At 66.1% G+C, this 11,271-nt stretch carries 11 protein-coding genes; 10 read left to right on the top strand and 1 reads right to left on the bottom strand.

Translation table 11 applies throughout. The features are described 5' to 3' along the window. Positions 1–224 precede the first annotated feature (224 nt). Positions 225–887 (bottom strand): TraX family protein, encoded by a 663-nt coding sequence (locus AC5P8D_RS03715; RefSeq protein WP_043396074.1) that lies wholly within the window; start codon positions 885–887, stop codon positions 225–227. Positions 888–1,001: 114 nt separating this feature from the next. Here AC5P8D_RS03715 and pip point away from each other — a divergent pair, with 114 nt between their 5' ends. The 10 genes from pip to AC5P8D_RS03665 all read left to right on the top strand — a co-directional run bounded on the left by pip (position 1,002) and on the right by AC5P8D_RS03665 (position 11,269). After that, a complete protein-coding gene (gene pip, locus AC5P8D_RS03710; RefSeq protein WP_495203085.1) occupies positions 1,002–1,949 on the top strand; it encodes a prolyl aminopeptidase in 948 nt (315 codons plus the stop codon). A gap of 206 nt (positions 1,950–2,155) precedes the next feature. Then, positions 2,156–2,455, top strand: coding sequence for an EF-hand domain-containing protein (locus AC5P8D_RS03705; RefSeq protein WP_019337231.1), 300 nt, complete (start codon positions 2,156–2,158; stop codon positions 2,453–2,455). 292 nt (positions 2,456–2,747) lie between these two features. Then, positions 2,748–3,047: a hypothetical protein gene (locus tag AC5P8D_RS03700; protein ID WP_005413574.1), complete on the top strand. Its 300-nt coding sequence runs from the start codon at positions 2,748–2,750 to the stop codon at positions 3,045–3,047. A gap of 63 nt (positions 3,048–3,110) precedes the next feature. Beyond that, on the top strand, positions 3,111–5,870 hold the full coding sequence (gene mgtA / locus AC5P8D_RS03695; protein WP_495203084.1) for a magnesium-translocating P-type ATPase: 2,760 nt from the start codon (positions 3,111–3,113) through the stop codon (positions 5,868–5,870). Positions 5,871–5,900: 30 nt separating this feature from the next. Further along, positions 5,901–6,638 (top strand): MgtC/SapB family protein, encoded by a 738-nt coding sequence (locus AC5P8D_RS03690; protein WP_021202328.1) that lies wholly within the window; start codon positions 5,901–5,903, stop codon positions 6,636–6,638. A gap of 235 nt (positions 6,639–6,873) precedes the next feature. Further along, positions 6,874–7,929, top strand: a complete 1,056-nt coding sequence (locus AC5P8D_RS03685; protein WP_495203083.1) for a sensor histidine kinase — start codon at positions 6,874–6,876, stop codon at positions 7,927–7,929. Next, the gene (locus AC5P8D_RS03680; protein ID WP_159360202.1) at positions 7,922–8,563 is read left to right on the top strand and encodes a response regulator transcription factor; all 642 of its coding nucleotides are present in this window, start codon (positions 7,922–7,924) and stop codon (positions 8,561–8,563) included. The genes AC5P8D_RS03685 and AC5P8D_RS03680 overlap by 8 nt, the downstream gene beginning before the upstream one ends. A 363-nt stretch (positions 8,564–8,926) precedes the next feature. After that, a complete protein-coding gene (locus AC5P8D_RS03675) occupies positions 8,927–9,538 on the top strand; it encodes a PIG-L deacetylase family protein (RefSeq protein ID WP_159360203.1) in 612 nt (203 codons plus the stop codon). Next, positions 9,538–10,677, top strand: a complete 1,140-nt coding sequence (locus AC5P8D_RS03670; RefSeq protein WP_159360204.1) for a glycosyltransferase family 2 protein — start codon at positions 9,538–9,540, stop codon at positions 10,675–10,677. The genes AC5P8D_RS03675 and AC5P8D_RS03670 overlap by 1 nt, the downstream gene beginning before the upstream one ends. Beyond that, positions 10,664–11,269: an LbetaH domain-containing protein gene (locus AC5P8D_RS03665; protein WP_159360205.1), complete on the top strand. Its 606-nt coding sequence runs from the start codon at positions 10,664–10,666 to the stop codon at positions 11,267–11,269. Before AC5P8D_RS03670 ends, AC5P8D_RS03665 begins: the two co-directional genes overlap by 14 nt. Positions 11,270–11,271: the final 2 nt, after the last annotated feature.

Raw genomic sequence — 11,271 nt, 5'->3', positions numbered from 1 at the left:
ATCACCTGCGGAGTCGAGCCATGCTCGGCTCGCTTTGCCGGTCACGCATGGCGTGGATTTCCCAGAACGTGTAGAGCCGAGCCATGCTCGGCTCCGGTTCGCCCGCTGAGTCGGGCATGGCTCGACTCTACACACGCCGATGGCGGCATGCTTCACCCCCACCTGCGACGCGCATTCCTTGACCGCATCCGGCATTCAAGACACTCGACATGCCAGTTCCGCCATTACACAAGCAGATGGGCAACCAACGCCAGCACCGCCAGATGCCCCACGTAATACCCGTAGAACGCCCACCGCCAGCGCGGCAGCTGCCACGGCACCCGCGCCGCCAGCAGCACTACCGGAATGGCCAGCAGTGCCCAGCCGTTGTGGTTGGCCCAGCACACCGCTGCAAGCCCAACCAGCAACAGCCACCACGCCCGGTGCCGGAGCGCGATCCAGGCCAGCAGCACGCTGCCAACCCCGGCCCACTGATAGTCCACGAACAGCGGCAGCACGCCGGCAGCCAGCAACAGCTGCACCGGCCGATTGTTCGCCAGCGCATGTACGGCTACTGCTGCAAATGTAAAGGTGAGCAGGATGTTGAGCGGCAGCCAGAAACCAAACGCGAATGCGTGCAATGGCTGTGCGATCAGCCCCCACAGCGCGAGCCGGCGCATCGACTTGCGCAGGTCGGCCCCGGGCTGGGCGAGATTGCAGGCCATCACCAGCGCGAACAGCGGGAAGGCGATGCGCCCCAGTTCGCTGACCACCGGCACGTAGCCGCCGAAGACCACCTTGGCCACGTGGTCACCCGTCATGGCCAGCAGTGCGATCCACTTCAGCAGCTCGCGCGCGCCGCTGCTGAGGGTGAAGAAGGTTGACGTCCCGGTCGTGGTCGCTTGCATCGCGGAAGCTTATGCGCATCGGCCAGTCCATTTCCAGCGCCGCGCAGGAGCACGACGCTGCAGGCAGCAGGCGGGGGCGCTATGCTGGCCGCCCCTGCTTGTGAGACGTCCGCCGTGCGAACCCTATACCCCGCCATCGAGCCGTACCGCGAGTTCACCCTGAAGGTGAGCGATCTGCACACGCTGCACATCGAAGAGTGCGGCACGCCAGAGGGCATTCCGGTGGTGTACCTGCACGGCGGCCCGGGTGCTGGCATCTCGCCCACCCACCGCCGCTTCTTCGATCCGGCGCGGTACCGCATCGTGCTGATCGACCAGCGCGGCAGCGGCCGCTCCACACCGTTCGGCGAACTGCGCGACAACACCACGCAGGATCTGGTGGCCGATATCGAGAAGGTGCGTGAGCACCTGGGCATCGAGCGTTGGCTGGTCTACGGCGGCTCATGGGGTTCGACGTTGTCGCTGGCCTATGCGCAGGCGCATCCCGAACGCGCCACCGGCCTGATCGTGCGTGGCGTGTTCCTCGGCCGCGAGATCGAGAACCGCTGGTTCGCCGAGTCCAACGGCGGTGCGCGCTGGATCTTCCCGGAACGCTGGGAACGCTATGAGGCCTACATACCGGAAGCCGAGCGTGGCGACATGATCGCGGCCTACTGGACGCGCATGGATGGCCCGGATGAAGCGACCCGCATCGAAGCCGCGCAGGCTTGGCTGGGCTGGGAAGACAACGCCGCCACCCTGCAGCACGACGTGGATGCGCAATCCACCGACGACCCGCTGGACACATTGGCAAAGGCCCGCATTGAAGCGCATTACTTCCGTAACAGCATCTTCCTGGAGCCGGACCAGCTGCTGCGCGATATCGATCGCATCCGCCACCTGCCCTGCGTGATCGTGCAGGGGCGCTACGACATCATCTGCCCGCCGCGCAGTGCGTGGGATCTGGCCAAGGCCTGGCCGGAAGCCCGGCTGGAGATGGTGACCTCCGGCCACAGCGCGAACGAGCCGGCCACGGTGGATGCGCTGGTGCGGGCGACGGACGCCTTTGCCGACCGTTTCTGAGCAGATGGTGGTGCCGGCCGCTGGCCGGCATCCCACCGTTCGAGGGTAGCGTCGACTCCGCGCAATCGCTGCTGCGCGGCCAGGTGAATGGCGACCCACCGGCAACGGTCCACGGCCCCATTCTTCGCAGCCCGCTTACAGCTCCGCGCAGAAGATCCGGCGGTGACCACCGCACCGGTGGTTCGCCCTTTCCCCAGGAGCACGCCATGACCGGTTATCGCTGCCTTCCCATCGCTCTCTCGCTATCTGCGGGCCTGCTGCTGGGCGCCTGTTCCAATCCGCAGGAGGCCAGCAAGGCCACCGCCGCCGAGGACGTGACAGAAGTAAGGCTCATCCCTGCCTACGAATCGCTGGACAAGGACAAGGACGGCATCGTCACGCTGGCCGAGGTGGATGCCGTGGCACCGGACTGGGCCGAACGACTGCACGCCTGCGACACCGACCGCAACAAGACGCTGAGCCGCGGCGAGTACGACGTGTGCAAGCAGACCAGCGCTTCGCATTGATCCATCATTGAGCCCTCGACTGGCGCTGCGCATGCCGGCTATACCAAGGTATAGCCGGGCTAACCCACGAGCCTCTAGGCCCGTCCCATTCAGGGGCGGACAATAGCGCCACTGGCCAGGGCAATCCTGGCCGGCACCTTCCCCTCATGGAGACGCAGATGGACCCCGACCCTGCCGGGCGCACCGCGCCCCGGATGACCGCTTGTTGCCTGTTCCTGGCGCCTGCCCGCCGGCCCCTGCCTGCCTGAGTGACGGGGGGCCGCCAGGCGCCGTTTGCCTGGAGAGCACCCCCATGTCCTACAAGATCCTCTACATCACCCTGCGCCGCCTGATCGGCGAGCGCGATGTTGCCGCGCTGCGCAGCCAGCTGCTGCAGCACGGCCCCGTGATGTTTGCCCGTTCGCTGTCACTCGGGTCGCCACGCGTGGTGGCCGACGCCTTGTCGCTGCTGCCGATCAGCGAGCGCATCACCGTGCTGCGTCATCTGCCCTATCCGCTGCGTGATGCGATGAAGCCGCTGTGCATCGGCGGCAGCCAGCGCCTGCACATGCAGCCGTGGTCGCCGGCGGTGCTGGCGATGCGCCACGCCTGATCGGTTGCATCCGTTCCGTTCGTGTTCCGGCCCCGGCCGGCTCTGACATTCGAGGAGAGTCCCATGAGCCTGCTCAACGCCTGGTTCAATGCCTTCCTGCGCAGCCGTCGCGCAGGCAACCTGTTCCGCCGCCGTGCGATGCCCGAAGCCGGGTTTGGCCCGGGCAGCGCCGACGCGGCACCGTTCGCGCTCACCACCGGCCTGGTCACCCTGGCCCAGCAGGAGGAAGCCGAGCTGCTGGCCACGCTGGGGTCGCATGCCGATGGCCTCAGCCCGCATGAGGCCGAGGAACGGCTGGCGACGCTCGGCCCCAACGAGGTGGATCACGAAAAGCCGCTGCCGTGGTGGCGGCACCTTTGGCAGTGCTACCGCAATCCGTTCAACCTGCTGCTGACCGTGCTGGCGGCGGTGTCCTGGCTGACCGAGGACATCAAGGCCACCATGGTGATCGGTACGATGGTGCTGCTGTCCACGCTGATCCGCTTCGTGCAGGAGGGCCGCTCGAACCGTGCAGCCGAGCGGCTGAAGGCGTTGGTCGGCAATACCGCGCGCGTGCTGCGCCGCAATCCCGGTACCGAGGCCGCCGATGTGGCCGACCAGTACTTCGGTGCGCACCTGCACAGCCGGCGCCCGGCGCGCCTGCTGGACCTGCCGATCCGCGAACTGGTGCCCGGCGACCACATCGTGCTGTCGGCCGGCGACATGATTCCGGCCGACTGCCGCGTGCTGACTGCCAAGGACCTGTTCGTGGCACAGGCCGCGATGACCGGCGAGTCGCTGCCGGTGGAGAAGTTCGCGCACCCGGGCGACGGCCTGGCTGGCCTGCTGGAACAGCACAACCTGCTGTTCATGGGCACCAATGTGGTGTCCGGCACTGCCACCGCCGTTGTGCTGGCCACCGGCAACCGCACCTATTTCGGCACGCTGGCCCTGCGCAGCACCGCCACCGACCGTGCGCCGACCGCATTCCAGGCCGGCGTCAACAGTGTCAGCTGGCTGCTGATCCGCTTCGCGCTGGTGATGGTGCCGTTCGTGCTGCTGATCAACGGCTGGACCAAGGGCGACTGGACCGAGGCGTTCCTGTTCGCACTGTCGGTGGCAGTGGGCCTGACGCCGGAAATGCTGCCGATGATCGTTACCTCCACCCTGGCCAAGGGTGCGGTGCTGCTGTCGCGGCGCAAGGTGATCGTCAAGCGCCTGGATGCAATCCAGAACTTCGGCGCGATGGAAGTGCTGTGCACCGACAAGACCGGCACCCTCACCCAGGACAGGATCGCGCTGGAGCGTCATACCGATGTGTTCGGCCACGATTCGGAAGACGTGCTGAAGTTCGCCTATCTCAACAGCCACTTCCAGACCGGGCTGATCAACCTGCTGGACCGTGCGGTGCTGGAGCACGTGGAGCTGCAAAGCTCGCTGCGGCTGTCGCAGGACTACCACAAGGTGGATGAGATCCCGTTCGACTTCGAGCGCCGCCGCATGTCGGTGGTGGTGTCCGAGCGCGAGGACCATCATGAGCTGATCTGCAAGGGCGCGGTGGAAGAAATGCTGGCGGTGTGCAGCACCGTGCGCGAGAACGGCCAGGACATGCCGCTGGATGAACATCGCCTGGCCCGCGTGCGGCAGACCACCGAAGAGCTGAACGAACAGGGCCTGCGCGTGGTGGCGGTGGCGATGAAAGAGACCGCCGCCAGCCAGACCACCTATTCGCAGGCCGACGAATGTGGCCTGACCCTGGTCGGCTACGTCGCCTTCCTGGACCCGCCGAAGGAATCGGCAGCGCAGGCGCTGCAGGCGCTGGCCGCGCATGGCGTGGAGGTCAAGGTGTTCACCGGCGACAACGAACTGGTGACCGCCCGCGTCTGCGCGCAGGTGGGGCTGGACGCCGACACCATCCTGACCGGCCCGCAGATCGAGCGCATGGATGATGGCGCATTGTCACGGGCACTGCACCACCACCGCGTGTTCGCCCGGCTGACGCCGCTGCACAAGGAACGGCTGGTACGCGAGCTGCGCGCCCAGGGCAAGGTGGTCGGCTTCCTCGGTGACGGCATCAACGATGCCCCGGCACTGCGTGCGGCCGATATCGGCATCAGCGTGGACAGTGCCGTGGACATCGCCAAGGAGGCGGCTGACATCATCCTGCTGGAAAAGAACCTGATGGTGCTGGAGGAAGGTGTCATCCAGGGCCGGCGCACGTTCAACAACATGCTGAAGTACATCCGCATGACCGCCAGTTCCAACTTCGGCAATGTGTTCTCGGTGCTGGTGGCCTCCGCCTTCCTGCCGTTCCTGCCGATGCTGCCGCTGCAGCTGCTGGTGCAGAACCTGCTGTACGACATCTCGCAGATCGCCATTCCGTTCGACAACGTGGACGAGGAACTGGTACGCAGGCCGCTGAAGTGGAACCCGGCGGACATCGGCCGCTTCATGGTGTTCTTCGGGCCGATCAGCTCGATCTTCGACCTGACCTGCTTCGCGCTGATGTGGTACGTGTTCGATGCGCGCACCGCCGGCGACCAGAGCCTGTTCCAGTCCGGCTGGTTCGTGGTCGGCCTGCTGACCCAGACCCTGATCGTGCACATGATCCGCACGCCGAAGGTACCGTTCCTGCAGAGCATCGCCGCGCCGCCACTGCTGCTGATGACCGGCCTGATCATGTCCATCGGCGTGGCCCTGCCGATGAGCCCGTTGGCCGGTTACTTCAAGCTGCAGGCGCTGCCGGCTGGCTACTGGCCGTTCCTGGTGGCGATCCTGTTCGGCTATGCGGTGCTGACCACCGCGCTGAAGAAGTTCTACATCCGCCGGTACGGGTGGCAGTAAACGCCCGCCGCTTGTCCAGGGAGAAACACAATGGACATCAATCCCAACCTGCCGGCCTTCAACGCCGGCGCGACCTTGAGCTCGCTGATCAGCCTGTCGGTGGCGTTCGTGCTGGGCACGGTCATCGGCCTGGAGCGGCAGCTGCGCCAGCGCACCGCAGGCCTGCGCACCAACACGCTGGTGGCGGTGGGCGCGGCAGTGTTCGTCGATCTGGCGGTGCGCTTCCATGACCTGTACGGTGGTCCACCCTCGCCGCTGCACGTGGTGGCCTATGTGATCTCCGGCGTCGGCTTCCTCGGCGCCGGTGCGATCATGAAGGACGGCGCCCAGGTGTCCGGCCTGAACACCGCCGCCACCCTGTGGGGCTCGGCGGCGGTAGGTGCGTGTGCCGGTATCAAGCTGCTGCCCGAGGCGGTGCTGGCGGCAGTGTTCGTGCTGGCCGCCAACACCCTGCTGCGGCCGGTGGTGAACCGCATCCAGCGGCAGCCGCTGCCGGAAGCGTTCAGCGAGGCGACCTATGCGATCAACGTGGTCTGCCAGCGCGAGCAGCAGGCCGAGGTACTGGACCGGTTGTTGCTGCTGCTTGAGCAGGCGCAGTACCCGGTGCGCGCGGTGGACCAGCGGCCATTCGGCGAGCGTGACGTGGAGATCGAAGCGGTGCTGTATGCCACCACGGTGGATGCCGGTGAGCTCGATGCCGTGCTGGCCACGCTGGCGACCACGCCCGGCGTACTGCAGGGGTTCTGGAACGCCAGCCTGGAGGAGTAGTGCCGGCCGCGGGCCGGCAACCTCATGAACTCCGGACGCACCGTGCATCGCTTTGGTGGGTGCCGACCGTTGGTCGGCACAAATCCTCACCGCCCCGCCGTTCAAGTGCTGTGCCGACCAACGGTCGGCACCTACCAGGAGCCGGCACCCACCGCGCAGGAGCACGCCGACCAAGGCCGGCATCCACCAATGCCGGCTTTGCTATCCTTTCCGCCCACGCCCGGGAGCTTCCCCGATGCCATCGCTGTCGCCCCGCCGCCCCCTGGTCGTGCTGGCCCTGATCGTCGTGATGGCGGCGATCTTCCTGATCGATACCGTCACCGATTACGCGGTCGCGGCAGCCTGCTTCTACGCAGCTGTCATCCTCGCCGCATCACGCGTGCTGAGCGCGCGCGGGCTCATCACCCTGGCCGTCGCCTGCATCGCACTCACCGGGCTGAGCTTCTTCCTGACCCGCTTCGGCACCTACCGCATCGGCCTGGTCAACTCGGTGATCGGCATGCTGGTGATCGGCATCACCACCTACCTCGCCTTGAACATGGAAGCGGCCAAGGCCGCCGTGCAGGAAGCACAGGGTCGCCTGCTGCGGGTAGCGCGCGCTTCCACCGTGGGCGAGCTCACCACCTCCATCGCCCATGAAGTGAACCAGCCGCTGGCGGCCATTGCCAGCAGTGCCGAGGCCTGCCAGCGTTGGCTGGCACAGGACCCGCCGAACGTGGACAAAGCACGCCAGACCGTGGCCCGCATCCTGGCCGACGCGCACCGTGCCGGTGACGTGATCGCCCGCATCCGCGGACTCACACAGGGCGCGGCACCGCAACGGCGCGCCTTCGACCTGAACCAGGCGGTGGAGGAAATGCTGGCGCTGTCACGCAGTGAACTGGACCAGCACGGTGTGGCCGTGGCCCTGCTGCTGGATGCCGACCTGCCCCCGGTGCAGGCCGATCGTGTTCAGGTGCAGCAGGTGATCGGCAACCTGATCCTCAATGCGGTGGACGCAATGGAAGCCGTGCCTCCAGCCGACCGCCGCCTGTCGCTGCTGACCCGACGTGACGGTCAGCGGGTCAGTCTCAGCGTGCGCGACCGCGGCGTCGGCCTGCCCGCCGATCATCCCGAGCGTGTATTCGATGCCTTCTGGACCACCAAATCACATGGGCTCGGCCTGGGCCTCAGCCTGAGCCGTTCGATGATCGAGGCCAACGACGGCCAGATCCGCGCCGAACGGCCAGCAGGCGGCGGTGCCTGCTTCGTCTTCGACCTGCCCATCGCCACGGACGTTCAACATGCGTAAGCCCGCTGCCCCAGCCATTGATCCAGCACCCATCGTCTACGTAATCGACGACGACCCGTCGGTGCGCGCGGCACTGGAAGACCTGCTGGCCTCGATGGGCCTGCAGGTGCGCGCCTTCGCTTCCACCCAGGCGTTCCTCGAACACGAACTGGAAGATGCACCGGCCTGCCTGGTGCTGGACGTGCGCATGCCCGGCCAGAGTGGGCTGGAGTTCCATCGCACGATGGGCAGTCACGGCCTGCAGCTGCCCGTGGTGTTCATCACCGGCCACGGCGACATCGCGATGGGCGTCAACGCGATCAAGGACGGGGCCATCGAGTTCCTGACCAAGCCCTTCCGCGACCAGGAACTGCTGGATGCCATCCACAAGGGCATTGAGATCGACCGCCAGCGCCGCCGCGAGGGCGACGTGCTCGGCGCGCTCCAGCAACGCTGGGATTCGCTGAACGCGGGCGAGCGCGAGGTGGTCGATGGCGTGGTACGCGGCCGCCTCAACAAGCAGATCGCCGGCGACCTCGGCGTCAGCGAGATCACGGTGAAGGTGCGTCGCGCGCAGGTGATGCGCAAGATGGGCGCGCGCACCCTGGTGGACCTGGTGCGGATGTATGACCGGCTGCAGCGCAACGGCGGTTGACCCTCTCACTGCCCCATACCTGAGCAGCCCCGCCGCGCCCTGCGCGATGTCGCGGAACACGAGCACAGAGCATTGCTGCTGTGCTGCGAATCGCAACAAGGGTTGGCGAGCGACTTCCCTCCGATAGGTACAACACTACCGATCGGCGGCGGCATCACTTTGAGGGGCCTCGTGCGTCGCCATGGGTCGCCGTAACCAGGTGCCAGGCGAGGAAGAGGCGCCACCTCGGCGTGATCTCTGCTCCACTGATATGGGCCTTGTCCTACCCACGCAGCTGCGCGGTCCTGCGATAGTTTCCCGAGTCTTTACACGGTGGACGAACTCTTCTCCACGGTGCCTCCAATACTCAGTCAGGACTCGGCCATGACATTGAATATTCTGGCAATCGGCGCTCACCCCGATGATATCGAACTCGGCTGCGGCGGAAGCCTTGCCAAGCTCGCGCGCACGGGTGCGCGCATCGATGCGCTCGTGCTCAGCTGCGGCGGACGTGGCTGCCACTCCGGCATCAATCGCAGCGACGAGTCGCACCGCGCCCTCCGCCGCCTCGGGGTGAACGAAGTGATCCAGCAGGATTTTCCGGACACGCTATTCCCCGTCTATCGAAACGATATCATCACGGCAATCGAGCGCGTCTGCGCCATTGTCGCACCGCATCGCGTCTACACGATGTGCGCCGAGGATCATCATCAGGACCATCGTACCGTCCACGAAGCGTCGATCATCGCATGCCGCAACATTCCACAGATCCTCTGCTATGAAAGCCCCAGCACGCTGCCGCAATTCGCACCGCAAGTGTTCGAGGAAATCAGCGCGCAGCTGGATCTGAAGATCAACGCATTGCGCGAGCACGCCAGCCAGGGCGATCGTCATTACATGCAGGAAAACCACCTGCGCTGCCACGCGCAGTTCCGCGGTCAGCAGATCGGCATCGGCCCCAGTGAGGGCTTTCTCCCCTATCGGCTCGTGCTCTGATGAAAACGATGCTCTTCCTGGCCATGTGTGCCTTCATCTTGGTGCGCTTCTGCGTGCAGCTCTCACGCCGCCCCAGTACACGGCTGCACAGCGTTGATGCGATCGTGCCGGCCTACAACGAAGCCCCGTGCCTGGAGCGCTCGCTGACCAGCCTGCTGCAGAACCCCTACGTAGCGCGGGTGATCTGCGTGAATGATGGTTCCACCGACAACACGGCCCAAGTGCTCGACACCCTGCAGGAACGCTGGCCTGGACGGCTTGTGGCCGTGCACCAGACCAACACCGGCAAGGGCGGCGCATTGATGCATGGTCTGCGGCACGCTACGGCCGAGCAGGTATACCTGACCGACGCCGACACCCATCTCGATCCGCGAGGCCATGGCCTGGGCCACCTGCTGGATGAGATCGAACGTGGTGCCGATGCGGTCGGCGGGGTGCCCTCCTCAAGCCTGCAAGGTGCAGGCTTCCTGCCACATGTGCGTGCCAGCCTGAAGCTGCCGATGATCGTGATCAAGCGCAGCTTCCAGCAGTGGTTGGGCGGCGCACCGTTCATCGTCTCCGGCTCATGCGGCCTGTTCCGAACCTCGGTACTACGCAAGGTCGGATTCTCCGACCGCACCCGCGTGGAGGACCTGGACATGTCCTGGTCGTTGGTCGCACAGGGCTATCAAGTCCGCCAGAGCATACGCTGCGTTGTCTACCCGCAGGAATGCAACACGCTGGTGGAGGAATGGCGGCGTTGGCGGCGCTGGATCGTCGGCTACGCAGTGTGCATGCGCCTGCATCGAGGCCTGCTGCTGACCCGCTTTGGCCTCTTCAGCATCCTTCCGATGATGCTGCTGGCCCTGGCCGGCATTGTGCTGACGCTGCAGGTCTGGTTCGGCGCGGCCATGTTGCACGGCCCTGGTGGCGTCGCATTGTCGGTGATGCCGCTTGTCTGGATCGGCATCGTCATGCTGCTGGCCCTGATCAGTGCGATCCATCATCGTCGAGCGTGGCTGGTACCCGCCGCCGCCTTCTCGATGCTGTACGTGCTGCTCGCCTACGCGATCTGGCTGATGCATGGCCTGGCCGGGCTGTGCACCGGCCGTGAACCGGTGCGCGACAAACCGACCAGGTATCCACATGTGGTGGAATGACCTCGCCGCCATGGCCGACGCGCTTTCGACGCTGCCACCCCACGTCGATTCCAGTGCACAGGTATCGCCGCGTGCGATTGTGCGGGGCGACGTGCGGATCGGCGCCAGCAGCCGCATCTGCGACGGCGCGCAACTGCAGGGCCCGGTATCGATCGGCCGCGACTGCCTGATCGGCAACAACGCGCTGCTGCGCGGACCGCTGCACATCGGTGATGGCGTGCGCATCGGCTTTGCCAGTGAACTGAAGAACGCACTGATCGGCGACGGCGCCTGCATCGGCCCGCAGTGCTTCATCGCCGACAGCCGCGTCGATGCCCGTGCCTACCTGGGTGCGCTGGTGCGCACCAGCAACCATCGCCTGGATGGTGCAACGGTCGCCGTCCACATCGGCGATACCGTCATCGACAGCCAGCGCGACAAGCTCGGCGCCTGGATCGGCGAAGGCGCCGCGCTGGGTGTCGGCGTGATCATCCTGCCCGGTCGCATCGTCGCGCCGGGCAGCCAGTTCGGGCCGCGCATCACCGTGGAACGAAACCTGCCGCCCGGTCGCTACCGGCTGCTGCAGTCGCTGCATTCCCAACCCCTGGAGTAACC

This window comes from Stenotrophomonas sp. YJH_SMC_101-4 (assembly GCF_059370395.1).
This window is presented reverse-complemented; position numbering and strand designations above follow the sequence as displayed.

Coding starts and splice junctions, on each gene's coding strand:
- AC5P8D_RS03690 (WP_021202328.1), top strand. CDS start 5,901: ATGGACATCAATCCCAACCTGCCGGCCTTCAACGCCGGCGCGACCTTG.
- mgtA (WP_495203084.1), top strand. CDS start 3,111: ATGAGCCTGCTCAACGCCTGGTTCAATGCCTTCCTGCGCAGCCGTCGC.
- AC5P8D_RS03675 (WP_159360203.1), top strand. CDS start 8,927: ATGACATTGAATATTCTGGCAATCGGCGCTCACCCCGATGATATCGAA.
- AC5P8D_RS03700 (WP_005413574.1), top strand. CDS start 2,748: ATGTCCTACAAGATCCTCTACATCACCCTGCGCCGCCTGATCGGCGAG.
- AC5P8D_RS03705 (WP_019337231.1), top strand. CDS start 2,156: ATGACCGGTTATCGCTGCCTTCCCATCGCTCTCTCGCTATCTGCGGGC.
- AC5P8D_RS03665 (WP_159360205.1), top strand. CDS start 10,664: ATGTGGTGGAATGACCTCGCCGCCATGGCCGACGCGCTTTCGACGCTG.
- AC5P8D_RS03680 (WP_159360202.1), top strand. CDS start 7,922: ATGCGTAAGCCCGCTGCCCCAGCCATTGATCCAGCACCCATCGTCTAC.
- AC5P8D_RS03685 (WP_495203083.1), top strand. CDS start 6,874: ATGCCATCGCTGTCGCCCCGCCGCCCCCTGGTCGTGCTGGCCCTGATC.
- AC5P8D_RS03715 (WP_043396074.1), bottom strand. CDS start 887: ATGCAAGCGACCACGACCGGGACGTCAACCTTCTTCACCCTCAGCAGC.
- AC5P8D_RS03670 (WP_159360204.1), top strand. CDS start 9,538: ATGAAAACGATGCTCTTCCTGGCCATGTGTGCCTTCATCTTGGTGCGC.